Origin of the sequence: Arthrobacter sp. ISL-30 (assembly GCF_018613855.1) — a bacterium.
GTDB lineage: Bacteria > Actinomycetota > Actinomycetes > Actinomycetales > Micrococcaceae > Arthrobacter.
Genome location: NZ_JAGGPK010000019.1, coordinates 36,949 through 63,902 on the forward strand (window position 1 = coordinate 36,949; position 26,954 = coordinate 63,902).

Annotated in this window: 24 protein-coding genes; 14 read left to right on the plus strand and 10 right to left on the minus strand. The window is 63.5% G+C overall.

Features of this window, described 5'->3' with window-relative positions; genetic code table 11:
* Positions 1–133: 133 nt before the first annotated feature.
* On the minus strand, positions 134–1,438 hold the full coding sequence (locus J7E82_RS08175) for an MFS transporter (RefSeq protein WP_214862127.1): 1,305 nt from the start codon (positions 1,436–1,438) through the stop codon (positions 134–136).
* A 195-nt stretch (positions 1,439–1,633) separates the two neighbouring features.
* Here J7E82_RS08175 and rraA point away from each other — a divergent pair, with 195 nt between their 5' ends.
* The 3 genes from rraA (at position 1,634) to J7E82_RS08190 (ending at position 5,779) form a co-directional block, all read left to right on the plus strand.
* Positions 1,634–2,107, plus strand: a complete 474-nt coding sequence (gene rraA / locus J7E82_RS08180; protein ID WP_214862128.1) for a ribonuclease E activity regulator RraA — start codon at positions 1,634–1,636, stop codon at positions 2,105–2,107.
* Positions 2,108–2,215: 108 nt separating this feature from the next.
* A complete protein-coding gene (locus tag J7E82_RS08185) occupies positions 2,216–3,871 on the plus strand; it encodes an MDR family MFS transporter (protein WP_214862129.1) in 1,656 nt (551 codons plus the stop codon).
* A 417-nt stretch (positions 3,872–4,288) separates the two neighbouring features.
* Positions 4,289–5,779 carry a sugar porter family MFS transporter gene (locus J7E82_RS08190; RefSeq protein WP_214862130.1) on the plus strand — a complete coding sequence of 497 codons (1,491 nt, stop codon included), beginning with the start codon at positions 4,289–4,291 and terminating at the stop codon, positions 5,777–5,779.
* 94 nt (positions 5,780–5,873) lie between these two features.
* On the opposite strand, the gene J7E82_RS08195 is transcribed toward J7E82_RS08190, so the two are convergent.
* From J7E82_RS08195 to J7E82_RS08215, 5 genes are all read right to left on the minus strand, one after another.
* Positions 5,874–6,473: an ABC transporter permease subunit gene (locus J7E82_RS08195; protein WP_214862131.1), complete on the minus strand. Its 600-nt coding sequence runs from the start codon at positions 6,471–6,473 to the stop codon at positions 5,874–5,876.
* A gap of 88 nt (positions 6,474–6,561) precedes the next feature.
* Complete coding sequence (locus J7E82_RS08200) at positions 6,562–7,065, minus strand: GNAT family N-acetyltransferase (protein WP_214862132.1); 504 nt, start codon at positions 7,063–7,065, stop codon at positions 6,562–6,564.
* A 128-nt stretch (positions 7,066–7,193) separates the two neighbouring features.
* Entirely contained in the window at positions 7,194–8,342 is a 1,149-nt protein-coding gene (locus J7E82_RS08205) for a mannitol-1-phosphate 5-dehydrogenase (protein WP_214862133.1), read from the minus strand.
* A complete protein-coding gene (locus J7E82_RS08210; RefSeq protein WP_214862134.1) occupies positions 8,342–10,390 on the minus strand; it encodes a PTS mannitol transporter subunit IICBA in 2,049 nt (682 codons plus the stop codon). Before J7E82_RS08210 ends, J7E82_RS08205 begins: the two co-directional genes overlap by 1 nt.
* Positions 10,391–10,454: 64 nt before the next feature.
* A complete protein-coding gene (locus J7E82_RS08215; protein WP_214862135.1) occupies positions 10,455–11,177 on the minus strand; it encodes a TetR/AcrR family transcriptional regulator in 723 nt (240 codons plus the stop codon).
* Positions 11,178–11,309: 132 nt separating this feature from the next.
* Here J7E82_RS08215 and ptsP point away from each other — a divergent pair, with 132 nt between their 5' ends.
* Both ptsP and J7E82_RS08225 read left to right on the plus strand, forming a co-directional pair.
* Positions 11,310–12,995: a phosphoenolpyruvate--protein phosphotransferase gene (gene ptsP, locus J7E82_RS08220; protein ID WP_214862136.1), complete on the plus strand. Its 1,686-nt coding sequence runs from the start codon at positions 11,310–11,312 to the stop codon at positions 12,993–12,995.
* 58 nt (positions 12,996–13,053) lie between these two features.
* Positions 13,054–13,332: an HPr family phosphocarrier protein gene (locus tag J7E82_RS08225; protein ID WP_214862137.1), complete on the plus strand. Its 279-nt coding sequence runs from the start codon at positions 13,054–13,056 to the stop codon at positions 13,330–13,332.
* Positions 13,333–13,428: 96 nt separating this feature from the next.
* Here J7E82_RS08225 and J7E82_RS08230 read toward each other — a convergent pair whose 3' ends face one another.
* Positions 13,429–14,766 (minus strand): MFS transporter, encoded by a 1,338-nt coding sequence (locus tag J7E82_RS08230; protein ID WP_214862138.1) that lies wholly within the window; start codon positions 14,764–14,766, stop codon positions 13,429–13,431.
* Between the two features lie 222 nt (positions 14,767–14,988).
* On the opposite strand from J7E82_RS08230, the gene J7E82_RS08235 reads away from it, so the two are divergent.
* From J7E82_RS08235 to J7E82_RS08255, 5 genes are all read left to right on the plus strand, one after another.
* Positions 14,989–15,717, plus strand: a complete 729-nt coding sequence (locus J7E82_RS08235) for a GntR family transcriptional regulator (RefSeq protein WP_214862139.1) — start codon at positions 14,989–14,991, stop codon at positions 15,715–15,717.
* 143 nt (positions 15,718–15,860) lie between these two features.
* Positions 15,861–17,207: an enolase C-terminal domain-like protein gene (locus tag J7E82_RS08240; protein ID WP_214862140.1), complete on the plus strand. Its 1,347-nt coding sequence runs from the start codon at positions 15,861–15,863 to the stop codon at positions 17,205–17,207.
* Between the two features lie 8 nt (positions 17,208–17,215).
* A complete protein-coding gene (locus J7E82_RS08245) occupies positions 17,216–18,712 on the plus strand; it encodes an aldehyde dehydrogenase (NADP(+)) (protein WP_214862141.1) in 1,497 nt (498 codons plus the stop codon).
* A complete protein-coding gene (locus J7E82_RS08250) occupies positions 18,709–19,866 on the plus strand; it encodes a fumarylacetoacetate hydrolase family protein (protein WP_214862142.1) in 1,158 nt (385 codons plus the stop codon). Before J7E82_RS08245 ends, J7E82_RS08250 begins: the two co-directional genes overlap by 4 nt.
* 163 nt (positions 19,867–20,029) lie before the next feature.
* Positions 20,030–20,950: a hypothetical protein gene (locus J7E82_RS08255; RefSeq protein ID WP_214862143.1), complete on the plus strand. Its 921-nt coding sequence runs from the start codon at positions 20,030–20,032 to the stop codon at positions 20,948–20,950.
* A gap of 471 nt (positions 20,951–21,421) precedes the next feature.
* On the opposite strand, the gene J7E82_RS08260 is transcribed toward J7E82_RS08255, so the two are convergent.
* On the minus strand, positions 21,422–21,889 hold the full coding sequence (locus J7E82_RS08260; protein ID WP_214862144.1) for a hypothetical protein: 468 nt from the start codon (positions 21,887–21,889) through the stop codon (positions 21,422–21,424).
* A 186-nt stretch (positions 21,890–22,075) separates the two neighbouring features.
* Between J7E82_RS08260 and J7E82_RS08265 the strand changes: the two genes are divergently transcribed.
* From J7E82_RS08265 to J7E82_RS08280, 4 genes are all read left to right on the plus strand, one after another.
* Entirely contained in the window at positions 22,076–22,522 is a 447-nt protein-coding gene (locus tag J7E82_RS08265; RefSeq protein ID WP_214862145.1) for a helix-turn-helix domain-containing protein, read from the plus strand.
* Between the two features lie 74 nt (positions 22,523–22,596).
* Positions 22,597–22,821 carry a hypothetical protein gene (locus tag J7E82_RS08270; protein ID WP_214862146.1) on the plus strand — a complete coding sequence of 75 codons (225 nt, stop codon included), beginning with the start codon at positions 22,597–22,599 and terminating at the stop codon, positions 22,819–22,821.
* Between the two features lie 142 nt (positions 22,822–22,963).
* A complete protein-coding gene (locus J7E82_RS21190) occupies positions 22,964–23,467 on the plus strand; it encodes a helix-turn-helix transcriptional regulator (protein WP_214862147.1) in 504 nt (167 codons plus the stop codon).
* A gap of 106 nt (positions 23,468–23,573) precedes the next feature.
* On the plus strand, positions 23,574–23,810 hold the full coding sequence (locus tag J7E82_RS08280) for a hypothetical protein (protein ID WP_214862148.1): 237 nt from the start codon (positions 23,574–23,576) through the stop codon (positions 23,808–23,810).
* Positions 23,811–23,867: 57 nt separating this feature from the next.
* On the opposite strand, the gene J7E82_RS08285 is transcribed toward J7E82_RS08280, so the two are convergent.
* A complete protein-coding gene (locus tag J7E82_RS08285; RefSeq protein WP_214862149.1) occupies positions 23,868–25,367 on the minus strand; it encodes a glycoside hydrolase family 1 protein in 1,500 nt (499 codons plus the stop codon).
* Positions 25,368–25,429: 62 nt separating this feature from the next.
* Positions 25,430–26,644: a CdaR family transcriptional regulator gene (locus J7E82_RS08290; RefSeq protein WP_214862150.1), complete on the minus strand. Its 1,215-nt coding sequence runs from the start codon at positions 26,642–26,644 to the stop codon at positions 25,430–25,432.
* Positions 26,645–26,954 lie beyond the last annotated feature (310 nt).

A 26,954-nucleotide genomic window follows, 5' to 3' on the forward strand; every position in this document is an offset into this window, starting at 1 on the left:
ACAGGGAAGCGCTGGCCGTGGTCCCCATTGTTTCCGACCAGCCGAACGAGTCAATGATACGGCAGGCTCATGTCAGTACCCTGTGAAGCCCAGGAGCACCTGGGAGGCCGGTGAGGGGGCAGAGCCTCAGCCCTCAATCGACGCCCTTGATCTTCACGACGAAAACCGCGCCGAGTAGTCCGATGACGGCCGCTGCCACGTAGAGGGAGATGTAGCCGCCCCACAAAGTCACGAATGGATAGGCGATGACGGGTGCTATGACCTGCGGCAGCGAGTTGGCGACATTGATGACGCCAAGATCGCGGCCGCGATCTAGGGCCGTGGGAAGCACCTGGGTAATCAGCGCGAAGTCCACCGCAAGATAGGCCCCGAATCCAATGCCCAGGACGGCCGCGCCGATGAGCGCACCCGTCCAGGTAGGAGCGAATCCGAGGATCAGGGACGCGACGGCGATGATCACCGAGGAGGCAATGACCAGCGGCTTTCGCTTGCCCATGCGATCACTGAGTGAGCCACCCAAAACGCTGGTCACGATCACCATCACGGCATACAGGCCGGTAAGGATCAGCACCCCGAACTCCGGCTCGATCCCCTGTGTGGTCTGGAGCTGGACTGCATCCCGGAGGAAGAACAGCAGGTACAGGGTGACCATATGGTTGCCGATGTTCACCAGGAGCCGCGTCAGCCATGCCCACGCGAAGTCCGGGTAACGGCGCGGAGACACCCAGAACCCGCGTGCGAACCGGCCAAGACTGAAGGGCGGCCGTGCTGACGGCGGCAAGGGTTCGTCGTCGTTCTTGAAGAGATAAAGGACAACTCCTGCGATCAGTGCAGCTGCGCAGATCAGGTAACCAAGGGCGAAGTTCCCCGCCACAACCGCGGCAATTACCGCGCCGACCAGGATGCCAATAGTTTGGCCCATGGCGGCGAGGCCTCCAACCGTGCCGCGCTGCACCACCGGCACGCGGTCTGGGATGGCCGCCGTGATGGCTGCGTACGCTCCATTGCACCCTGCTTGGACAAGGCACCAAAGGACTGTCATTACCGCCACATTCGGAGCACCCGCAAGCGCCACAAGCGCCACGGCACCGAGGAGGGCGCCAATGAGCACCCACGGCACGCGTCGGCCGAAGCGGCTGGTGGTGCGGTCGCTGAAGGCCCCAAAGAGCGGGTTGGCCACGAGCGACACTGCGGCACCGGCTCCCGTGACGAGGGCCAGGATGGCCTCCTTCTGCCCTTCGTCAAAGTGGATGGCCTGCTGCCCGAGGAGGACCTGGATGGGCCCGAAGAAGGCGGCATTGATGCCGAGGTTTACCAAGACGACGCCAGTGATCCACAGCGTCCGGGCACGGTCCACCGGTTCGGCGAGCGCCGCCGTCGTTCCCCGGTGTGTGACCATGGGATCCGGGACTCCACCCGGAAGGTCGGACAGGCTCATGACGCGTTCCCCCTTTGGATCCCGGAACCGGACCCTTCCCAATTCAGCCTATCGCGGGGTCCGTCCATCAGAGCGAGAGAAACTTCTGTATGTGGATAAGCGGGGGCAGGAGCGAGTAGCTGGGGAGCCGTAGTGCCGGCAGCAGGTTATCGTGGCAGCACACAGTACTGGGCAGCAGGGTAAAGGAGCGGGACTATGACCGAGCAGATCAATACAGCCGATCTCTACGACGAGCGCGGCGAGGAACTGGAATCCGTCGCTGTACAGTTCAATGACCTGGGTGGGAACAGCCACTTCAGCGGCCCTGTCCGGACGGTCAAGTGCCTTGAGGACAACGCCCTCGTGAAGACGGTCCTTGGCACCCCCGGTAAAGGTGCCGTGTTGGTAGTGGACGGCGAGGGATCCTTGCGCACAGCTTTGATGGGGGACATGATCGCCGAAAGCGCCGTGCAGAACGGCTGGGCCGGCGTCGTCATCAATGGGGCAGTCAGGGACAGGGTGGCACTGAGCGGACTGCCGCTTGGAGTGAAGGCATTGGGCAGCAATCCCAGGAAGAGCGGCAAGACCGGCAGCGGAGAAGTGGACGTGGATGTAGAGATCGACGGCGTGCGAATCCGGCCGGGAGCCATGATTTACTGCGACCCGGACGGCGTCCTGGTAGAACGCTAGGAGTTTCCTACAGAAAGAACTTTCGCGCTTGGGGAATAGGGGATCGCGTAGGATAGTTACTGAAAGCAACTATCACGCTTGATCCCCTTTTTCTTCCTTGGAGCCGCAATGTCCAAAACCACCCCCGTACGGGCACCCGGCGAACCCCTCACCCACCGGCAAACCTTGACCGTCATGGTCGGCCTCATGCTGGGCATGTTCCTGTCCTCGCTGGACCAGACCATCGTGTCCACGTCCATTTACACCATCGCCAACGACCTCGACGGCCTGTCGCTCCAGGCTTGGGCAACCACTGCCTACCTCATTACGTCCACCGTGAGCACGCCGCTATACGGCAAGCTCAGCGACATCTTCGGCCGCCGTCCGCTGTACCTCGCGGCGATCGTGATCTTCCTGGCGGGCTCCCTGTACGCGGGTTCCGTGCATTCCATGACCGAGCTCGCCCTGGCCCGCGGAGTCCAGGGCCTGGGAGCAGGTGGCCTCCTGGCACTGGCGCTGACCATCATCGGTGACATTGTGGCACTGAAGGACCGGGCGAAATACCAGGGCTACTTCATGTCCGTCTTCGGCATTTCCTCCGTTCTGGGACCCGTGGTTGGCGGCGCGTTCGCCGGCTCGGCCAACATCCTGGGGTTCGACGGCTGGCGCTGGGTGTTCTTCATCAACCTGCCCATCGGCCTGGCCGCACTGGCCGTGGTGTTCGTGTACCTCCACCTCCCCGCCCGGCACGTGAAACAGAAGATCGACTACTGGGGAGCCGCGGCGATCACCCTCGCGATCGTGCCGCTGCTGCTGGTCGCCGAACAGGGCCGCCTCTGGGGCTGGACCTCCGGAAGTGCGTGGCTTTGCTACGGGCTCGGGGTGATCGGCATTGTGGCCTTCCTGCTGGCAGAGAAGCGCGCAGGCGACTACGCTCTCATTCCCCTCCGGCTGTTCCGCAACGCCACTTTCGGACTCTCCTCGTTGCTGAACTTCATCATCGGCATCGGCATGTTCGGGGCCATCGCAATGCTGCCCATGTACCTGCAGCTGGTCAAGGGACTCACTCCCACCGAGGCCGGCCTCATGATGATCACGTTTACCGTGGGCATTCTGACCGGTTCCATTACTGCCGGCCGCACCATCTCGGCGTCGGGCGTTTACCGCATCTTCCCCATCCTCGGCACCGCGATCCTGACGGCGGCCGCCGTCGTCATGGGCTTCACCCTGGGCGTGGACACCGGGCTCTGGGTGCCGGGCGCGATCACAGTGTTCTTCGGCCTGGGCCTGGGCTTCTGCATGCAGCCTCTCACCCTGGCCATGCAGGTGTCCGTCCCGCAGAAGGACATGGGCGTTGGCACGTCCTCGGCTGCTTTCTTCCGCTCTATGGGCGGCGCGGTAGGCACGGCTGTCTTTATTTCCATGCTGTTCAGCATGGCGGCCGACCGGATTGGCGAAGGCATGAAGAAGGCGATGGGTAACGCGGACTACCTGGCCGTCATGGGAGATCCGGCTGTCGCCGCCGATCCCGCAAACGCCAAGCTCTTCGACTTCTTCAGGAACGGCGCCACGAACGACTCCCTCAACGACACTAGCTGGCTGCACCAGGCCAACAGCACCCTGACGCGGCCCATCACGGAGGGTTTCGCCCAGTCAATCGACGCCGTAATGCTCACCGCTGCCGTGCTGACCGGCGTCGCGTTCCTGATCAGCTTTGCGTTGCCCAGGAAGAAGCTTACGGATCCCGTCGCCGCTGCCCCCAAGGAGACGGTGGCCGCCCACTAGGTTCCGAGCAGGATAAGCGTCACGGCAGGCAGTCTCCCAGGCTGCCTGCCGTAGCTTTCCCCGTCCGTAGGAGCTTCATTTCGCCGCTTCCCGCAAAGAATTGCGCAGCCGGGACTGCTCTCAAAGCGTCAACTCTTGAACGCAAGTTGGAACGTCCCGAGGCAGCATGTTTCTGCAGGTCAGCCCGTGCTTTTGGTCATCCACCCTGCTGTTTCGCTCCTACAAGCCCCAGCCCGACGCAGAGAGCTGCGGAAACTGCGTTAATGCTGTGAATGCATGTCATGGTTCCTGTTAACTGGAAGTTCGCACAGGTGACGTGCCACACTGTTTACCGCGAGTGCACCGGCGCCCCTGTCGGTTCCGCAGCCGACGACGTCCGCATCGCACAAACCCACCCAATTTCCGCAAGGGAGACCCATGTCCATTTCCAGCACCGACAGCCCCACAGGCGTCTCGCGCAAGGTTGTTGGCCTTGCCGTTGCGGGAGCAGTTGGAGGTTTCCTCTTCGGATTCGATTCCTCGGTGGTCAACGGTGCCGTTGACGCGATGAAGGACGAATTCCTGATGAGCGAAGCGGTGACTGGCTTCGCCGTCGCCGTCGCCCTCCTTGGCTGCGCAGCCGGAGCCTACCTCGCGGGCAAGGTAGCCGACCGCTACGGGCGCATTCCCGCGATGAAACTGGGCGCTGTACTCTTCCTGGTCAGCGCCGTAGGGACCGGGCTCGCGTTCGGCGTCTGGGACCTGATCTTCTGGCGGCTGGTGGGCGGCCTCGGCATCGGGCTCGCCTCTGTGATAGCGCCCGCTTACATCTCGGAGATCTCGCCGAGGCAGGTTCGGGGACGCCTTGCCTCACTGCAGCAGCTGGCCATCACCACGGGTATCTTCGCCGCCCTCTTGTCCGACGCCGTCCTGGCCACCTCGGCGGGCGGGGCCGACCAGGCGTACTGGCTGGGTATTGAAGCGTGGCGCTGGATGTTCATAGCCTGCGCCCTTCCGGCGGCTGTCTACGGCTGGATCGCTTTCCGGCTTCCCGAGTCCCCCCATTTCCTGGTCCTGAACGGCAAGGAAGAGCTCGCCCGGAAGATCTTCACCACCATCATTCCCGGCGGCGACATCGAGCGGCACATCCGCGAAATCCGCGAAACCATCGAGCAGGACCAGCTCTCCACTCGGAAGGGCTCCCTTCGCGGCAAGACCTTCGGCCTCCAGGCCGTCGTGTGGATAGGCATCATCCTCTCTGTCCTGCAGCAGTTCGTCGGCATCAACGTGATCTTCTATTACTCCACCACCCTCTGGAAGGCCGTGGGCTTCCAGGAACAGGACTCACTGGCCATCTCCGTGGCAACGTCCATCACCAACATCCTCGTGACCCTCGTGGCCATCGCCCTGGTGGACCGGATCGGACGCCGCCCCATCCTGCTCGCGGGCTCCATCGGCATGGCGGCTTCCCTGGGCGCCATGGCGCTGGCCTTTGCCTCCGCCGCCGGGACCGGCGCGGAGATCTCCCTGCCTGGAGCCTGGGGTCCGGCCGCGCTGGTGGCCGCCAACGTCTTCGTCATCAGCTTCGGCGCGTCCTGGGGTCCGCTGGTCTGGGTCCTCCTCGGCGAGATCTTCCCCTCCCGGATCCGCGCCAGGGCCCTTGGACTGGCGGCGGCCGCCCAATGGATTGCCAACTTCGCCATCACCCTGAGCTTCCCGGTCATGGCGGCGGGCTCGCTGCCACTGACTTATGCCATGTACGCGCTGTTCGCGGCGGCGTCCTTCTTCTTCGTCAAGTTCAAGGTTCCGGAGACCAACGGCATGTCGCTCGAACAGGCCGAGACCCTGTTCGTCCCCAAGGGATCCATCGTTACGGACGCAGCGGAGGCCAAGGACACAACCGAAGCCAAGGAACCGGCCGCGCTGTAGCGCTTACAGGCCCGGCGCCGCATCCAGCGCCGACACAACGGCAGACGCCCGCGTTCCATGAGAACGCGGGCGTCTGCTGTCACTATGACCACACCTAGCCTGTTTGGCGAGCCCGACGGCGGACCGGTCGGCCGCGACGGACGTGCACCGTCACGCTGGATATGGAAACCGCCAGCACCGAAAGCAGCACCAGTGCGAACGCCGCGACGAGGACCACCAGCGGTGAGCGCTCGACGTAGGGCATCCCCTCGGCAAGGATCAATCCCCAGTCTGGATGGGGCGGCTGTGGCCCGAGGCCAAGGAATCCAAGGGCCGCCAGGGCCAGTGCGACTCCCGGCAGCCGTAGCATCGCATGCCGGAAGATCTGGGGGAAAACGGCGGGAAGCACGTAACGCAGCATGATGCGGCCCTTGCCCACTCCCAGGCGCCGCGCACGCTCACTGTGGACGGTACCGGCGTCGGAACTGCCTTGGCCCGCAGCGCCGGGCCCAGCAAAAGCCGGCGGGCAGTGCTGGCCCCCGACCCCCAGCACGACGGCGAGCAGCATGAGCATAATCACCCCGGCCTGCATGGTGGACCACATACGACAACCCCTTCCGGATGTCCGGTCCACCCGCCCGTTGAGCCCCCGGCGGAAGGTGGAGAGGCTCAGCAGCAGGGCGACGGCCAGGGCGATCACCAGCGCAAAGCACATGAGTGTCAGGGAGACGGAGAATGGCCAATTGGTCCCCTCAGATGGTCCTGGAGACGTGCGGGCGGCAAATCGTTTTGCCAGGCTTGCGCTAAAGCAGCAGCTTCATACCCTCGTGGCTGGCCACAAATCCAAGTCTTTCGTAGAAACGCTGCGCGTCCTTGCGCTCCTTGTCGGTGGTGAGCTGAACCAATGTACAGCCGCGGGATCTAGCCTCGTCGATGGCCCACTTCATCATGGCCGCGCCCACGCCGTGGTCCCTGAGCTGGGCCGCCACACGCACAGCCTCAAGCTGGCAGCGCAGCGATCCCCGACGTGCCAGGCCGGGAATGATGCTTATCTGGAAGGTTGCCACGCACTGTCCATTCAGGTAGCCCACCACCAGCAGGTGCGCCGGATCCTCATTGATCATCCGAAACGCCTCGAGGTAGGGTCCGACGTCGTCTGCGTTCTCGCGTGCGCCGCGCAACTGATCCTCGGAGAGAAGCCGCAGAATGCCTGGAAGGTCTTCCCACTTGGCTTTCCGCAGCGTGAAGAGGCCCTGTTCCAGTTCGAGGGTGAGCAGTGGAGTTTCTCCCGGAATTGCATGGCTCATGGCACCAGACTGCCACAAATTCCGGCTCCCAGAAGCGACGCTCTCTCACCTCCCGCCGCCACGCGAAGGACCCTCCTCCACTCGATGTGGAGGAGGGTCCTTCATCTGGCCTCTTCAAATGAGATGCGCTATACCTCTGCCTGGCGGGCCTCTATTAGCTTGTGAACCGCCGGGAAGAGGGGGTGGGTCTCCGACAGGCCGGTGATGCGTTCCGTGGCCTCGGCGGGACCGGACTCGCCCAGGACCTGGGCGAGCTCCACCGCTTCGTCGTCAGCTCCGTCGTCGAACCTGAGCGCAGCCGAAACGGCGTCCAGCAAGGCGACGGGAGTGATGCCGCGTTCGGCCAGTTCGGCGGCGGGGCCGATAAAGCGCTCGTGCCGGCTGAGCTTTCGAAGCGGTGCGCGACCCACCCGGTTCACCGTGTCCGGAAGGTGAGGGTTGGTGAAGCGCGCCAGGATCTTCTGCACGTAGGCTTCCTGCTCCGACTCCGCGAAGCCGTGCTTGGCGACCAGTAGCTGCGTGGTCTCGTCCAGGACCGCCCGCACTTTGGCCGCGACGCCGGGATCCGCCATGGCGTCGGAGATCTTCTCCAACCCTGCCGCGTAACCGAAGTAGGCGGCAGAGGCGTGCCCCGTGTTGACCGTGAACAGCTTCCGCTCAATGTACGGCTCAAGCTCGTCCACGAATGTCGCCCCCGGAATCACCGGAACGTAGTCGCCGAACGGCGTGCGGTCGATGACCCACTCGAAGAACGTCTCCACCGTGACGTCCAGCCCCTTGCCGGGCTCCTGGTTGGGGACGATCCTGTCCACGGCAGTGTTGGCGAATACCGCGACGGCGTCCAGGTCGCCCGCTGCTCCGTCCCAGGCGGCGCGGATTTCCAGGTGCAGTAGATCGCTGGCGTTAATGGCGTTCTCACAGGCCATGACCTGCAGGGGCGGCAGTTCCGGAGCGCGGCCGGCCAGCCCCCGCGCGATGACGGGGGCCACGAACTTCAGGATGTGCGGCCCCACCGCGGTGGTGACCACGTCCGCCGTCGAAATCTCTTCCACAACGCTGTCCTCCTGTGTGGCGGAGTTTAGCGCCCGGAAGTTGTCCACCGTCTTGACCTGCGGCTGCTCGCCGACCTCGTGGACGTTGTAGCTGCCCGCGGTGGAGAGCTGGGAGATGAGGGCGTCCGCAACGTCGGCGAAGACAACCTCATATCCTGCTTCGTGCAGCAGCAGCCCAACGAATCCCCGGCCAATGTTGCCGGCACCAAAATGAACTGCCTTCACTATGCGTTGACCTTTCCGAACAGATCCAGGACTTCGTCCACCGAAGTGGCCTGCTCGAGCTGTGCCACCTGTGCCTTGTCGGTGAAGATCTTGGCGATGGAGGACAGGATGTGGAGGTGCTCGTTATTGACCCCCGCCACGCCAACCACGAACTTGACCTGCTTGCCGCCCCAGTCGATGCCCTCGGGGTAGCGCACGATCGAGACCGCAGAGTGCATGATGTGGTCCTTGGCGGCGTTGGTGCCGTGCGGGATGGCGAGGTAGCTGCCCATGTACGTGGAAACTGATTCCTCGCGCTCATGCATGGCATGCACATAGGTGACATCGACGGCGCCGCGGTCCAGCAGCAGCTGCCCGGCTTCATCGATGGCCGAGTCGCGGTCCCTGGCAGTTCCGTTGAGGACAATGCTGTCGCGGTGGAGTACTTCCTTGCTCCCGACGGCGGTGGTCCCGGCGGCTGCGGGTGCACCGCCTGCTGCGGCAGCAGCGGCAGCGACTCCGGCGGGGGGTGCCGGGGCTTGGGCGGTCCCGACGGCGGAACTGGCCTCAGGTCCGCCAGCGTCGGCGTGCGAGTGGCTGGCCTTGACCATCTCCACGATTTCGTCGTAGCGGGGGCTGTTCATGAAGTTGTCGACAGGTACATGCAAAGCACTTGCCGTCGCAGCCTCCGCACGCTCGGTGAGATCTTGATGGGACACCACGATGTCGTACGTATCCTTCAGGTTGGCGATGGCCGAATTGGTGACGTTGACCTGCGGGTATCCCGCGGCCTTGATCTTGTTGCGGAGCACTGAGGCGCCCATCGCGCTGGAGCCCATGCCGGCGTCGCACGCGAACACGATGTTCTCGATGGGACGGGTCAGGACGGTGGAGCTGTCGGAGCCCACCAGCGCGGACGCAACCGAGCTCTTCTTGCCCTTCATCTCCTCCATACGGCTGGTGGCGACAGTGAGGTCATCCTCGGTAACGCGGCTTCGCGAGGTACGCAGGATCACCGAGGCAACCAGGAAGGAAACGGTGGCCGCAAGCACCACCGAGAGCGCGACGCCGAGGTAGCTGTCACGGGAAGTCTGGGCGATGACGGCGATGATGGACCCTGGCGCGGCCGGAGCCACGAGGCCGGAGTTGGTGATGGCCAGGGTCGCGATACCTGTCATGCCACCCGCAATTGCGGCGACGATCAACAGCGGCCGCATGAGGACATACGGGAAGTAGATCTCGTGGATGCCACCGAAGAAGTGAATGATCGCTGCGCCGGGAGCCGAAGCCTTCGCGGCACCGCGTCCAAAGAACAGGTATGCCAGAAGGATGCCCAGGCCGGGGCCAGGGTTGGCCTCAAGCAGGAACAGGATGGACTTGCCCTGCTCCAGCGACTGCTGGACACCCAGGGGCGTCAGCACGCCGTGGTTGATGGCGTTGTTGAGGAAAAGGACCTTGGCCGGCTCGATGAGCAGGGAGGTCAGGGGCAGCAGGCCGTTGTTGACGAGGAACTGGACCACATTGCCGGCGGCCTGGCTGAACGCCTGCACCAGAGGGGAAATGCCATAGAAGCCAAGCATGGCCAGCAGGGCACCCCAGATGCCAGCCGAGAAATTGTTCACCAGCATTTCGAATCCGGGCCGGATCTTCCCGTGCCAGATCGCATCGAGCTTCTTCATCGTCCAGCCACCGAGGGGACCCATGATCATGGCGCCGATGAACATCGGAATACCGGCGCCCACAATCACGCCCATGGTTCCAATGGCCCCCACGACGCCGCCTCGGACGTCGTAGACCATTTTGCCGCCGGTGTAGCCAATGAGGAGCGGCAAGAGGTACGTAATCATGGGGCCAACGAGGCCCACGTTGGGCTCACCGGCGGCGTTGGTGCCGAAGCCACCGAGCTCGGGAACAGGCAGCCAGCCCTTTTCAATGAACAGGGCGGTGATGAGGCCCCAGGCGATGAATGCCCCAATGTTGGGCATGATCATGCCGGACAGGAAGGTGCCGAACTTCTGGACACCGACGCGCAGGCTAGTGCGGGGTTTCGCAACGGTCTCTGTTGCCATGAGAATTCCTAACGTGAGTCCCGCGGCGGCGCGGGTTCAGTAGACGTAGAGCGAGTGGGCAGGTTCAGGAGCTGCCGGAGATCCGGTGAAGCCATTCCAGGAACAGCTTCAGCTCGGAGCTGGAGAGTTGGTCCGAATGCGAGGCCTGGAGGGCAGCATTCAGGGCGATTGCCGCAACAACGACCGACGACTTGCCGGAGTCGTCGCCTGCGGCGCCACGGGCCTTGTCCGTGGACACGGCGAAGATCATGGAATCCCGGGTCATGGTGGAAAGTTCGAGATTCCGGTCCTCCACCGGCTCCGCGATCAACATGAGGGTGACGCCGACGTTGGCGGCCAGGATGCTCCTGGCAGCTTCACGCGGCGGCACGTTCAGTTGCCCCGCTGCTGCCGCCTTGTTCAGCATTTCCTCCATCAGCGCCTCGGCATCGGCCACGATGCTGGGGCGGCTTTCCGGGCGGATATTGCCGAACATCACAAGGTAAAGGTGCGGTTGTGTCAAACCGAACTGCACGTGGTTGTCCCACATGCGCCGGACGTCCTCCAGGGGTTCCCCGGAAGGAGCGAAGTCACGCTCCCCTGCCACATACTCCTCGAAGCCGGCTGCCACGACGGCGTCGAACAGCCCCTCCTTGTCGCCAAAGTGGTGGTAAAGCGTAGGCGCCGTCACCCCGGCAAGCTTGGTGATCTGGCGTGTTGAAACCGCAGCCCCCTCCGAATTGGCCAGCAACTCGGCTGCAGCGCGCAGCAGCCGGGTTTTCGGCGGAAGCTGGTCATCCAAACTCATAACCGCTACCCTAGCACCTATAGCGTTGCTATATGAACTGGATCACAGAAGAATTTTTCCAGAGCCGCAGATGTCTCGAATCCGTGGGTGCCGCCGCCCTCGGATCCAACAACAGCAGAACGAGGACCTTCAGTGCAGAACTTCACAGGTGTGGGCGTCAGCCCCGGACGAGTTATTGGAACCATCCGCCAGATGCCCAAGCCGGTGGCAGAACCGCCGTCGGGTGAACGACTTGCCTCGGGAACAGCACCCGAGGACGCAGCCCGCGATCTCAAGGCCGCCGCCCAGGCCGTCCATGATGAGCTGAAGTCCCGCGCAGATACCGCCTCCGGCGACGGCAAGGCGGTACTGGAAGCCACGGCCCTCATGGCCAGGGACACCATGCTCCTGAAATCGGCAGTCAAGCTCATCAACGCCGGTTCCTCGGCGGAGCGGGCGATCTGGGACGCGGGAGCATCGGTCTCCGAGATGCTGCACAACCTTGGCGGCTATATGGCAGAGCGTGCCACGGATGTCCTGGACGTGCGTGCCAGGATCGTCGCGGCCCTGCGCGGCGTGCCTGCCCCGGGGATCCCGGCGTCGGAGACCCCCTTCATCCTGGTGGCCGAAGACCTGGCACCGGCGGACACCGCAACCCTCGACCCCGACAAGGTCCTGGCCCTTGTAACCTCGGGCGGCGGACCGCAGTCGCACACGGCGATCATCGCCCGGTCCCTGGGGCTGCCCGCCGTCGTCGCCGCCCATGGCGTGGACGAACTGCCTGAAAGCATTGAGGCCTATGTCGACGGCGCCGCAGGAACCATTGCTATCGAACCATCCGAGGAGCAGCGTGCTGCCGCTTCCGCCTGGGCGGACAACGCAGCCACACTGGCAGTCTTTGACGGAAACGGCACGACGGCGGACGGACACCCGGTGCCGCTGCTCGCCAACGTGGGCGGCGCGAAGGATGCAGCGGCCGCCGCAGCCCTGGGCGCGCAGGGCGTGGGACTCTTCCGCACCGAATTCTGCTTCCTCGAGCGGGACACCGAACCCACCGTGGAGGAGCAGGCCGCGGCGTACAAGGGAGTCTTTGACGCCTTCCCGGGCAAGAAGGTGGTCCTCCGGACCCTCGACGCCGGGGCCGACAAGCCGCTGCCCTTCCTCACCGACGCCACCGAATCAAATCCCGCCCTGGGCGTACGCGGCTACCGCACCGACTTCACTACTCCCGGAGTCCTGGAGCGCCAGCTCGAAGCCATCGCGCAGGCGGCCTCCGAATCCGAGGCCGACGTCTGGGTCATGGCGCCGATGATTTCCACCCCGGCGGAGGCCGCGCATTTCGCCACGCTGTGTGCCGCGAAAGGCATTAAAACCCCAGGTGTCATGGTCGAGGTTCCCTCCGCCGCTCTGACGGCGGCCGCCGTGCTCCGGCATGTCGGCTTCGCCTCCCTCGGAACCAACGACCTCACCCAGTACGCCATGGCCGCCGATCGCCAACTCGGACCGCTCGCCGCCCTGAACTCACCGTGGCAACCGGCCGTCCTTCGCCTCGTTCAGCTAACCGTCGCCGGCTCGGCCGAGGAGGGCAATAATAAGCCAGTGGGGGTGTGTGGCGAGGCCGCCGCGGACCCCGCGCTCGCCGTCGTCCTCGTGGGCCTCGGCGTGTCCACGCTGTCCATGACGGCTCGCTCGCTTGCCGCCGTCGGGGCCGTCCTGCGCACCGTGGCCCTGGAACAGGCCCGCGAACTGGCGCAACTAGCCCTCAGCGCGCCCGACGCCGTCGACGCACGCGCCTGGGTCCGCGCCAAGCTGCCCGTCCTCGAGGAGCTCGGGCTCTGAACCCGAGCTCAAGCCACCTGTCCCTTTTTGAACTGAAGCTTTACCGCAAGGAGAACCTATGCCCGAACGCACCGCCACCATCGCCAGCCGCTCCGGACTACATGCCCGTCCTGCCGCCATTTTCGCCGACGCAGCGGGAGACGCCCCGGTTGACGTGACGATCGCCATGGAAGGAATGCCGGCAGAGGACGCCCTCGACGCCGGGAGCATCCTGTCGCTGATGACGCTCGGCGCCGCCAAGGGCGATGTAGTCCTGCTCCGAGCCGAGGGCGACGGTGCGGAGGTCGCCTTGGATGCCTTGGTCACCCTGCTGGAAACGGACCTGGACGCGGTTTAGGGCCGGGTCCTAAAACGTCGAATGCTCCTAACCGCCCTTTTGGGGATCCATCAGGGCGGTTAGGAGCACTTGACGACGCGGGATGGCCAGGACCCCTTAGGCCGCCAGCGGCTCCTTGACCTTCAGGGGCTCGATCTTGCCCATGACAAAGAGGTAGTTTGCCGCCCCGATCAGCGAAACCACCCCGATCACCGCGAGTGGTGCAATGAAGGATCCCGTCTGATCCACGAGCACTCCGATCAGAATGGGTGTGAAGATACCGGCAAGGTTCGACGCGAAATTCTGCAGGCCGCCGATGGAACCGACGTGTCGGGAACTGGGTGCAACGTCCGCCGGAAGGGACCAGATGCCGGTGGCAGCAACGGTCAGGCTCGAGTAGGCAACGGAGAGGAGGGCCAGGGCCATCCACGCTTCCGGAACCAGGGCCGCGAACATGATCACAGAGCCGCCGATCAGGCCTCCCGCAATGACTGTCTTCCGGACTTTAGTCACGGAAGCACCGCGCTGCACGGCACGGTCCGCGAGGTAGCCGCCGAGCCAGCCCATGAGTACGGCGCAGATTCCAGGGATTGCGCCGAAGAAGCCGAGCTTGAGAAGGTCGAACCCGCGCTCCTTCACAAGGTAGCTGGGAAAGAACGTGATGAAGAAGTAGATAGCGCTATTCAGGCAGAAGAAGCCGAACATCATGCTGAGGATTGTGCGGTACTTAAACAGCGAGCGCCACGGCAACTTTGCTGCGCCGGCCTCATCGCTGGCCTCGTTGCGGGCGCCACCCTCTTCGATGTAGGCAACTTCCGCAGCATTGGCGCGGGGATGCTCCTGGGGGCTGCGGTACACCTTCCACCAGACCGCCGCCCAGATGACGCCAGCGAGCCCGATAATAATGAACACCGCATGCCATGACGTGACGGCGACAATCAAGGTGACGATTGGCAGCGCGATTACGGCTCCAACCCGTGATCCGGAGTCCCAAATGCTTGTGGCGAAGGCACGCTCACGAACCGGGAACCAGGTGGCAACCACCTTTGCAGCCGTGCTCGGCGCGGGGCTCTCCCCAACGCCAAGTAGGAATCGCGCCGCGAACAGGGACCAGAAGCCGCGCGCCGCCGCTGTGAGCATGGTGAAAACGGACCACCAGAGGGCGGCCAGGGCGAAGGACCTGCGAGGGCCTACTTTGTCCACATACCAGCCTGCAGCGAGCTGGCAGAAGTCGTAGGCCCAGAAAAAGGCGGCAAAGATGAGGCCCTGCTGGGTTGCCGAGAGCTCGAAGTCCTTGCCCATGAAGGGCAGCGCGACGCTCAGGCTGGAACGGTCAAGGTAGTTGATGCTCAAGCCGACAAAGGCGAGCCAGATGATCACCCACCGCATGCGGGTCATCACGCGGGGATTTTTTGGATTGGAGGCAGGGGCAAGTTTACTTCCGAGCGCAGTCATGTGGTCTCCTTCGACGTGAACATGGCTTCGGGGTGCATAAGGCACCAGAGGGCAGGAAGACGCCTTTTGCAGCGCCAAAATCGTATAGGAATCAAACCAATCATATAGAAACAATGAATCAGATCAACCCCCTTCCAAAAATGTCCCTAAGCGATGCTGCAGGGCCAGGTGGCTTATGATTCCCACAAGCAACATCCCGAGCAGAACCAATGAGGTAACCGCGTGCCACCACGTAAGGCGTCCGACGCATCCAAGGGCAAGGCAGCCGTCAGTGACGTTTACGCCGCCATGCGGGCGTCGATTCTCGAGGGCGAACTGCAACCTGGGGCACGCATCAATATCGACGCAGTCTCCCGCAGCCTTGGAGTCTCGCAGACCCCGGTCCGCGAAGCCCTTCAGCGCCTCGAAGGGGACAACCTGGTGGTTTACAACCCCGGGCGGGGTTACAGCACCACACCGCTGCTGAGCCTTTCAGAACTCAGGTCGCTTTTCGAGTTTCGCCTCCTGGTGGAGCCCTGGGCCGCACGCTCAGCTGCCGCGGACCGCCTCGCCAACCCGGCCTCCGCACTTAAGAAGGAACTCTCGGCATTCCAGGCCATCATGAAATCCAGCGATGACCTGCGCCAGGATCTTGTAGCCCATGACACACGCTTCCATGACACGATCCTGGCCTCGGCCGGAAACCCGGTGGTGCGCCATGCCTTTGCTCAGACCCACTGCCATCTCCACACCTTCCGGCTGTATCCCGCCGACGTGGACGGCGCCATCACCGTGACGGAGCATTCGGCCATTCGCGAAGCAATCAGGGCCTGTGAACCGGATCAGGCGGAAGCGGCCATGGCGGACCATATCCGAAACTCGTTTGAACGATTTGCCCGGGCTTTCGAAGGGCATCCCGAACTCTCTCCCCTCGCGCCAAGCGACCAACCGCGCAAACACATAGTGCGTTGACTCCAAGCCCCGGCCTTCCAAAGGCCGGGGCTTTTTTATGGCATCAAACCTCAGGGCTTGATCTGGATCGAAAGTCCTATATGATTACTGAAATTCATATAGGAATCGCTTTTCATTACCGAATCCATCGAGAGAAGAGATCCATGCCTGCCATTACCTCCGTCAAAACCCAGGACGTCCGTTTCCCCACGTCCTTGGAACTCGACGGTTCCGACGCGGTCAATGTTGACCCCGACTACTCCGCCGCTTATGTCGTTATCCGTACAGATGCCGGCGATGAAGGCCACGGCTTTGTCTTCAGCTGCGGGCGCGGCAACGACATCATCATCCACGCCATCGATGCCTACGCCCGGCTCCTGCTCGGCCGGGACATCGACGAGCTGATCTACGACCTCGGCAGCGCCTCCAAGCGGCTTATCCATGACTCCCAGTTGCGCTGGCTCGGGCCTGAAAAGGGCGTTACCCAGATGGCAGCCGGAGCCCTGGTCAGCGCTCTGTGGGACATACGCGCCCGTCGGGAAAACAAGCCCCTTTGGCTGCTGCTCAGCGAGATGCCGGCAGAGGAGATTGTCGACGTCGTCGACTTCACGCACATCCGCGACGCCCTGAACCCGCAGCAGGCCCTGGACATCCTGAGGGCCGGAGAAGAAGGCAAGGCAGCCCGCATCGCAGCTCTGAGAGCTGACGGCTACCCTGCCTACACCACCTCGCCGGGCTGGCTGGGCTACAGCGATGAAAAACTGGTCCGACTCAGCAAGGAAGCCATTGCGGAGGGCTTCTCGATGATCAAGCTCAAGGTCGGCGGCAGCATTGAAGATGACCGCCGCCGCATGGCGCTGGCCCGCCAAGCCGTGGGAAACCTGCCCATAGCCATCGACGCCAACCAGCGCTGGGAAGTATCCGAAGCGATCGAATGGGTGAACGAGCTCGCAGAATTCGATCCCTATTGGATCGAAGAACCCACCAGCACTGACGACGTCCTGGGCCATGCAGACATCCGCAAGGGCGTCGGCCCGGTCCGCGTTGCTACCGGCGAGGCCGTTGCCAGTCGCATCGTCTTCAAGCAGCTCCTGCAAGCTGGCGCCATCGACGTCCTGCAGCTCGACTCGACGCGCGTGGGCGGGGTCAACGAGAACATCGCGAACCTGCTGCTCGCGGCAAAGTTCGGTGTCCCCGTCTGTCCGCATGCAGGCGGCGTCGGGCTGTGTGAACTCGTCCAGCACTTTTCCTTCTTCGACTACGCCGCAATCACCGGCAGCCAGGAAGGACGCATGATCGAGTACGTTGACCACCTGCACGAGCACTTCGCGGAGCCGGTGCGAATCGTCAACGGCCGTTACGCCGCGCCCGTCCGTCCCGGCAGTGGCGCGGAAATGCTTAGCGCTTCACGGGCACGCTGGGAATTCCCGGGCGGTGCGGGCTGGCTGGAAGTGGGCGATCGGGCCGCCGTTACCGGCGCCACCCTTACCCCCATCGGAGCTGCGCGATGACCGCCGGCATGACAACCACAAGCATCGAGGATGTCGATTCCACGGTGAAGGCGGGACACGCTGCCTTCGAAAAGGGGCGGACTGCCGATCCGGCTACGCGGGCGGAATGGCTTGAGGCCATCGCCGGCGCACTGGCGGACAACGCCGCTCCGCTCGTGGAAACGGCCGGGCGGGAGACCCACCTCGCCACTGCACGCCTTGAGGGTGAGCTGAAGCGGACCATCTTCCAGCTCAGGCTCTTCGCCGAGGAGATCCGCCAGGGGGAGCACTTCGACGCGACCATCGACCATGAGGATGGCGAGTGGGGCATGGGCCCGCGCCCGGACCTGCGCCGGTTCAACGTTCCCCTGGGAGTGGTGGGCGTCTTCGGCGCTTCCAACTTCCCCTTCGCTTTCAGCGTCATGGGCGGAGACAGTGCCTCCGCCCTTGCCGCGGGCTGCGCCGTGGTACACAAGGCGCATGACGGACACCTGGAACTGGCCCTCCGTACGGCCGAAACGGTGGTTGCCGCCCTCGACGCCGCAGGTGCACCCTCAGGCCTGTTCTCCCTCGTTACTGGACGGGCTGCAGCCGAGGCGCTGGTGGATCATCCGCTAGTCAAGGCCATCGGCTTCACGGGTTCGACGGCGGGCGGCCGCGCCCTGTTCAACCGCACGGCCGCCAGGCCTGAGCCCATCCCGTTCTATGGCGAACTTGGTGGCATCAACGCGGTCTTTGTCACGGAAAGTGCGTGGGCAGCGCGCAGAAGCGAGATCATCACCGGCTACGCCGGCTCCTTCACCCTGGGGATGGGCCAGTTCTGCACCAAGCCCGGCCTGCTGTTTGTGCCCGGCGGGCACACGGCCGGCATCCGGGCAACCCTTGCCCAGGCCTTGGCAGGCTTCGAACCCGCACCGCTGCTCAGCGAAAGATTGCATGGCGGCTTCCGGGAGGCCGTGGAACACCTTCGCGCCAATGACGCGATCGATGTGCTGCTGGACGGCGACTTCGCGGCCGAGCCCTCCCCCACGGTCCTGCACACGACTTCCGAGGCCCTCCGGCGGGATCCCTCCATCCTGCACCAGGAGATGTTCGGGCCGGCGAGCGTCGTCGTCGAATATGGTGACCAGTCTGAGCTTCCTGGGCTGGCGGAGCTACTGGAGGGGCAACTGACCACCACTGTCCACGCGGAAGCGGAGGACGACGTCGCCGAACTCACCGAACGACTCGCCGACACCAGCGGCCGGCTGCTGTGGAACGGCTGGCCCACCGGCGTTACCGTGAGCTACGCCCAGCACCACGGCGGACCCTTTCCCGCGACGACGTCGAACACGACGTCGGTTGGCACCGCGGCCATCCGCCGCTTCCTGCGCCCGGTGTCCTACCAGTCGTTTCCCGCCGACCGGCTGCCGGAGCCGCTGCGCGATGAAAATCCGTGGAGGATCCCGCAAAGGGTTGACGGGGTGTGGAATCGGCCTGTACGGGAATCCGCTTCGCGAGACGTTGAACAGGAGGTCGGGGCGTGAGCACATTTGTGGATGCGGCAGCTGTTCTTCCTGAGGATGCTGATGCTGTGCTGATCGGTCGGATCTGGGACGTGGAAGCGTCCGTGCCTCGTGTAGTCGCGGTCCGCGGCAGGGACGTCTTTGACCTTCAGCACCTGGCCAGCACCGTTTCCGATTTGCTTGAGCGCCCGGGACTGCTCGCGGACGTTCGCGCTGCCATGACTGCACCGCGCTGGGCAACAGCCGACGTCGTCAACGCCTCCCTCGCGCACGACACCGTCCAGCCGCATTTCCTGGCGCCCGTGGACCTGCAAGTCATCAAGGCGTGCGGTGTGACATTCGTTGACAGCATGATCGAGCGCGTCATCGAAGAACGCTGTGCGGGTGACTCCGGACGAGCGGAGGAAATGCGTCGACTCGTAGGTGAGGCCCTCGGCGGAAGCATCCAGGATGTCCGTCCGGGCTCCCCTGAAGCCGCCGAGGCAAAGCGTGTCCTGATCGCCGAAGGGCTGTGGTCGCAGTACCTTGAAGTCGGCATTGGACCGGATCCAGAGGTCTTCACCAAGGCTCCTGTACTGTCCTCGGTGGGCCTGGGCGCCGGAATCGGCATTCCATCCTTCTCCTCCTGGAACAACCCGGAGCCGGAACTCGTGCTAATTGCTACGTCACGGGGCAGGGTTGTTGGCGCGACATTGGGCAACGACGTCAACCTGCGGGACGTCGAGGGCAGAAGCGCACTGCTGCTCGGCAAAGCGAAGGACAACAACGCCTCGAGCGCCCTTGGCCCCTTCATTCGGCTCTTCGACGGATCGTTCACCCTGGATACCTTGCGGAAGGAAGAGATCATGCTCCGCGTCGAGGGCGCAGACGGCTTCATCATGGAAGGCCGCAACACCGTGGCGCGGATCAGCCGTCCCTTTGAGGAACTGGTGGGGGCAACCTTCGGACCTCACCACCAGTACCCGGACGGCTTCGCCCTCTATACGGGAACCCTCTTCGCGCCGACCCAGGACCGGGACGAGCCGGGCCAGGGTTTCACGCACAAAATGGGTGATGTGGTCACCATTCGCAGCCGTAATCTGGGAGCACTGGTGAACACGGTGGCTCCGGCGGAGGAGCTTCCCGAGTGGACCTACGGCCTGCGACGGCTACTGCATAGAGTGTCCGCCTCCTGAGTCGGCGAGGACTGCGGGAGCGGTGCTGTATGTATTGGGCTGGGCTGTGTTTATTGGGCTGGGGCGTCCGGGTGTACCCGGGCGGCCCAGCCCACGTCGGCATGCTCTCGACTGGACGGTGGCCGCGGGCGTATCGTAGTGACACTGCCTGGGGGGTGAATCGTTGAGCGGCTGCCTGCGCATTGCTCTTATTCGCGGTCTGCGACCGCTCTTCCTTGCTGCCCTGGCCGCATTGGCCTGGCTGGTTTTCGGAGCCGGGACTGCGAGCGCCGCCACAGCCGAATCCGGCTCAAGCCTCAACCTCAGCTCCGGAGCTGTCACGTCTGACGGCCCTGCCGCTTCCGACCCTTCAGTGGTCCAGGTCCTGCCGCTTTCTTCCGCCAATGCCGCACCTCCGGTTACGGAGGTTGTCGGCGCCGTCGTCCCGGTCACGGAAGTTGTCGGCGTCGTCGCCCCGGTTGTGGGCGCCGCGGCCCCGATTACGGAAGTTGTCGGCGTCGTCGAAAGCAGTACGGAGGGACTCGTCGGTGCGGTAGACGCCTTGGTAGCGCCTGTGCTGTCCAACACGTCATTGCCGACGGTCCCGGCGGTGCGTCCTCCGGTTCCGCTCCCGCAGGTAGCCATTGAGCTTCCGGTTCTGCCACCTCGGCCTGACCGGACGCAGCTGCCACGGACCCTGGAAACGGCCCCTGTTCCGCTGCACTCACAGCAAACGCCTGAGGAAGCCACGTCCGAAGCAGCCCCTGGCCCGTCCCTTCCCTTGACTGGGTCGGAGGGCCTTCCCGCGAGCGCTTTGGCGCTATTCACAGCCTCACCTGCCGCAACTCCGCCGGCAACATCAGCCAGCGCCACTACCTATGCCCCGCCGGATAAACAACCTGCTCCAATTCCCTTCCAACTGGCCGACCAGCAGGGATTATCGCCGTCCGGCTCATCCGGGAACGGTGGCATTGCCCCGCCCGGTGCAGCGGACGTCACCAGCGCATGGTCTGCCCCCGCAGCAACCCATAGCGGGCAAATCCCTGACAGCGCCCTGCAAGCACCCCCCGCTCCGTCTTTTGATCCGGGGTCTCGCCCCGACTGAACGGGTCAACTCTGCCTTCAATGAGGCAGAAACGACCTCCTGACGCCGTTCGCGTCAGAAATCACCGTTTAGTCAGGAGACAGCCATGTCCATTGGCACACAACTTCTTTGTGTCCAAACCAGGGCCATCCAATTCCGGAGCCAGTCCAATAGCACATCAGCCCGAATCGGCTGGTGGCCGGCTGCGCCTTCCCAAAAAGTCGGCAACTGGCCGGATCCCATGCAGGGTGCAGGCAGCTTGCCGTAGCAAGCCTGCCCCGTGACAGGGACGCGAGGCCACTCACCCAAGACGTTGTGCCTGCGCCATCGCTGGGGGATGGCTCAGGCACAACCCATCGCTTGGAGAGCCTGAGCGCCAAGCTCAGATCGAAAACGAGCAGCACAGATCGAAAACAAGCATCGACTGCTGAGAAACCGCCCTTTCAAGGGTCAAAACGGCCGTTTCTCAACAGTCGATGTTGGGGTTGGGCGTTACTGGCCGCCTTCAACCCGGCTACGGTCCCGCAGAGCGTCGGCATCGGTAGCCGCGCCGCTTGTTGTACCGGTGGTCGTGGCGCCGGTTGTTGTGGTGCCGCTTGTGGTGGCGCCGCCCTCATCCGTCCAGTCATGCCCGGAGGCGTCCTTCCGTGACGGATCAAAAATGACGTCATCCCGGCGATCCGGACGGGACGAATCCTTGTTCTGGGCGTCGTGCGATCCGGGGACGATTGAGCCGGCAGCGGCGGTGGCCTTTTTGGCCGCTGCAGCCACCTTGTCCACAACCTCCGGCGCCTTGTGCTTCACCGTTTCCGCGGCGTCGTGCACCTGATGCTGCACAGCCGGACTCCGCCAGACAGCCCCAGCCTGATCCTTGAACTTACGGAATGCGGCCTGCCCCTGGCGCGACCACATAACATATCCGGCTGCCAGTCCTGCGCCGAACATGAGCTTCCCTTTCATGGAACTTCCTTTCGTAGGACGGCCAAGTACCTAAGACCCTAGTCACACTTACCGTCAACTGTCACGGCTGCCCGTGAGCAATCGATTAAAGGGACACCTTGGATGCTAAGTAGCCTTATCTTATCTCGCGAAAGCGTCGAAGGCCCCTCCGCCTGGACACACCTCCCGTGAGGTTAGGCTGATCCCATGGCACTCATAGCTCCCCGAGTGGCGGCTGCCCTGCCCGCCACCGATGCCCGCGACCTCTCCCGTGCGCTACAGGACAGTCATGACGTGACGGTCTTCGTTGACGGGACTGTCCACAGGCTTCCCGGCGAGGCGCGGGACGCCGTCGTCGACCTCCTGCAGCGAATGGCGCGTGGCGAAGCCGTAACGGTAAGCAGCGTTCAGGAGCTGCTCACCACCTCCCAGGCCGCCGAACTCGCGGGAATCTCCCACACCTACTTGCGGAACATGACGGATCGCGGGGAGATCCCCGTGGAGTACCGTGGTTCGCATCGAAGGATACGCCTGGCGGACATCATGGAATGGCTGGAGACGCAGAAGCGCAACAGGATTGCGGCTGGCGCACTCGATGCCGCTGCCGACGCCGATGACCCTTTGAATAATGACACCGAAGCCACTCCAAAATGACGGAGTGATAAGGATCAAGCAACGATCCACGGCAACCGGATGGAGCCCCTAAAACGCGGGGTTACCCTTATTCGGTGGGCAAATTCAAGGGGTGGCATATAGTAGCCGGGCTTGCAGCCATGGCAGTCACTTCCGCCCTCGGTTCCGCCATGGGACTGAACTTTGTGGGGACCTTCATGTTCGGCTGCGTAGCGTTCGTTGCCGTCGCGCTGTGGGTGGAGGCCCGGATTGCCCGACGTCGGCGCTCGGCTTCGACCCTTGACTCGCCTTTGGATACCGGCGAGAGTCCGCACGAGTAGCGGGCCCTGGAAGATTGCACCTATTCCCTATTGAAAATCTGACTTGGTAGACATAGATTTTATCAGGAACATACAGCAGAGATCCTATAAGCCTCCATAGAGGTATCGCTTTTTGGCAACGGAGGCCCGGAAGGACAGCAACATGAGCACTGCGGGGGATTCAAAGAGAAAAGGCGTCTACGGCATCACAGTAGCGGCTGAGCTGGTTGGCATGGGGGTCCAGACACTCAGGCTTTACGAGCGCAGAGGCCTCCTCACCCCGTCCCGTACCCAGGGTGGAACGCGGCTATACAGCGATGAGGACCTCGTCAGACTGCGCCGCATCTCAAAGTTGCTGGACGAGGGACTCAACCTTGCCGGAGCCGCGGCAGTCATTACCTTGGAAAGGGACAATGAACGGTTGCGGGCCGACATGGCGGAACTGCGTGAAGGAGAACGACGCATGAAGGATCAAGCAGCACCGGATCTGACCGAGGCCGCGGAAGCGGACGCGCTTGAGCAACTGCGCCCCGCCGCGGAGGACTCCGACGTCGAGGTCCTCGACCTCCCTGAAGCCATCCCCGACGAGGCCAACGAGGCCGACGTCCTTGAGCAATCCATAGTCGTCCCACTCGACGACGACCACGAACACGAAACCCCGGAATAATCTTCTCGACTTATAATCGAACCCGTCATCCTCGTTTCGCTCCGCGCTCAGGCGGTGCAGGTCTCAGTCCCTCCATCCCTTTCTGAGAGAGAAAGAACAAACAGCGATGCCTCGCAAATTGCGCCTCACCCCTGACGATGACTTTCCGGAAGACCTCAAGGTGTTGCCCGACGCCGAGCTGCAGATTCTGGACAGCCAAATTCAGCGGCAGCTCGACATGGAATGCGTAATAAACGGCCAGCCGGATCCGGAGACTGAGTTCAGGCGCTGGGACCTCGACGACGAATTCCTGCAACGTGAAGCGGCAATGGCAGAGGAGGATACGCCCGGATCGGCGGCCTGACCAAGCCAATCCCAATTGACTCGCAGTAGTTGTCGCCACGAGCCCTCCTGGCGACAACTACTGCGAGTCAGTTGGGTCAACCAAGGCCAAGGCATCGTCCCGGGGTGCCCCCGATTCTGACCTGGCCGCAAGGACGTCCTTCAGCCAGTAGTAGGACTGCTTGGGGGTACGCTTGAGGGTCTTGAAATCCACATGCACCAGCCCGAAGGGCTGGTTGTACCCGGCCGACCATTCAAAGTTATCCATGAGGGACCACACGTAATAGCCACGGAGGTCTATCGCCTCAGCGGGGCCCCCCGCGGCTGTGGCCGCCAATGCGACGCGGAGATGCTTCTCGAGATAATCGATCCGTCGAATATCCGCCACGACAGCCCCGTCACCATTCGGGCTCATTGCCGGTTGATCGTCAAAACTTGCCCCTCCCTCAGTGATGATGACGGGCGGCATGTCGGGGTACCTCTCAGCAAGTTCAGTGAGCGCCACTCGAAGATATTCGGGGACGATAGGCCAGCCGTATGCCGTAATGGGCACACCTGGCCAGTCCGTGAGGTGGAAAGGTGCCCCCGGGATTGAATCGCTGAGGTCATCCCCGAGAGCCTCGGCCATGCCGGCAGGAACTGCAGATTCCCCGACCCCTGCTTCGATTCGCGTGGGCAGGTAATAGTTGAGCCCATAGAAATCCAACGGCTGGGAGATGAGCGCCATATCCTCAGCCGAGGGGCTGAAATCGGAGAACCGGCCCATCAGCTGAATGAGGTCCGGATACTTGCCCAGCAGGACCGGGTCTGCCAACAGCCGGTTTTGAAACGTGTCCAGTAGGGCTGCACTGAGTTTGTCCAGAATGGTATCGCTGGCCGGGACCATCGGCGAATACACATTGCTCAATCCGATCTCCCCCACTGCCCCCAGCCCCCGCAGGGCCTGAACGCTAAGTCCGTGGCCCAGCAGCTGATTGTGGACTGAGGGAAGGGCCCCAAGCCGCAGTGTTTCTCCCGGAGCATGCAGGCCCAGGGCATAACCGTTGGTGCTCACTGTTGCAGGCTCATTGATGGTCACCCAACGGGCCACCCGGTCACCGTAGGCTTCGGCCGCAATGGAAGCGAACGATGCCAGCCTGTAGGCGGTGTCCCGGTTCATCCACCCGCCCTTGTCCTGCAGGGCCTGGGGAGTGTCCCAATGGAAGAGGGTGACCATGGGGGAAATCCCGGCCGCCAGGAGTTCATCGATCAAACGATCGTAGAAGTCGAGTCCGGCCTGGTTGGGCGCTCCCATGCCGTCCGGCTGAATCCTGGGCCACGAGAGGGAAAAACGATAGGAGGCAGCACCGAGTTCGCGGATCAGCGCCACGTCCTCGGGCATCCGGTGATAGTGGTCGCAGGCCACCTCGGGGCTATGGCCGTCCACAATGTTGCCGGGCGTCGCGGAGAAGACATCCCAAACCGAAGCACCCCGCCCGTCCTCGGTAGTAGCGCCTTCAATCTGGAAAGCAGCGGTAGCCACCCCGATAGTGAAGTCAGTCGGGATCAGTGCTGCCAGGGAACGGACGGACGCCTCCACAATCCAGCCTTTCCAAGAGAAGGAGCTGATCAGAAGATCGTATTCCCTGTCCAACGCCTGAGCTAGATCCTCGGCCGTGCCCCCCAACGCCGCGCTTTCAAGGCCGCATGCAGCTCTAGGCGCACGGCGCCGGAGAGTGGATCCACGCCGAGAAGCTGCCTGATCCGGCCGAGCCGGTTGTACACGCTGCTCCGGTGCAGGTGAAGCTGCGCGGCAACGTCCTGGACCGCCCCTCCACTGTCATACAACAGCTCCAGGACGGGCAGCAGTTCACCGTTGCGGTCGTTCTCCTCAAGGATGCCCAGGTACGTTGAGCCGGAGTCATCCCAGCCACCGGGAGACTGGAGGCGGTCAAAAAGCTGGTAGATGCCTGCCGAGCGACTGTCCACGAGATCCCCGAGTGGCGGGTCCACCGCAGCGGCCTGCGCTGCCAGCCTCGACTGGCGATAGGCGGTGCTTAGTTGCCGCAGGGCCCTGAAGGGTTCGCTGATGCCGAGGATGATCCGCTCCACGGACCGCCCTCCGCGTTTGGCGAGCTCCAGCTGATAGTGGACAAGTACCTGTGCATGGTCGGCTCGCCCTACGGATTCGCGGAACAGGAGCACCGCATGGGTTTCAGTCCCAGCGCTGAACAGTGCGGCGTCGACGCCGATGGTCGCCTGCAGGGCGGCGGCCCGGTGGATGAGGGTCGCGGCGAGCGGATCCCCCACTCCGCTCCAGCCTTCGGCGTCCAGGACCGTCACCACCTGCCACGGCCCCTTTCCCTGCACTTCCTTCCAGCCGCCAACCGCTGAAACGGCATTCGATTCACCATTGCAGGCGGCCAGGAACTCCTGCTCCCGGCGTCTCCGGAATTCCGATTCGGCGGTGTTCGAATCCAGCAGGAGGCCGGCGAGGAGGTCCAGCTCGTCCCGGACGCTCGGCAACTCGGCGAGGATCGCCGTCGCACTTTGCTCTTCGATGTCCTGCTGGACCCAGAGGTAGCCCACGCGGAAGCCACGCACCAGCAGCGGAACGCAGACCCGGCCAAGCATGCCGAGTTCATCATTTGCGGGAACGACGACGGGACGCACCGCCGTGGCGATGCCATGCGAAAGCTGCCACGCGCTGACATCCACGGGCACCCGCTTGCTGAGGAGGAAGTTCACGCGCACCCGGTCTGCATGGGACTGGTTGGAACTATAGGCAAGGAGGACGCCGTCCAGGTCTTCAAGCGAAAGCCCGCGGCCCAGCTTCAGGGCAACGCGTTCCACCAGTTGTTCAACGTCCTGCTGCATGCAGCCACAGTACTGCGAATCTCCGCCCGCTGCTGAACCAACAAGAGACGACACCTGCCGCAAACAGCCTCGACATTTGTCGAGCAACAGTCTTGGAAATCCCCGTATTTCCGGGCTTCTTCTGGAGACGACCAAGCCCGAAATGTAGCGGGCCTCACAGCGGGATTTATTCTGGAATCACAGCAACCGACGCATCCGTCCGCTCAAAAAGCGGCCAATAAAGGAGCCCAGAATGATCATCGGCGTCCCGAAAGAGATCAAGAACAACGAATTCCGAGTGGCCATCACGGCCGCCGGCGTTCACGAGTTC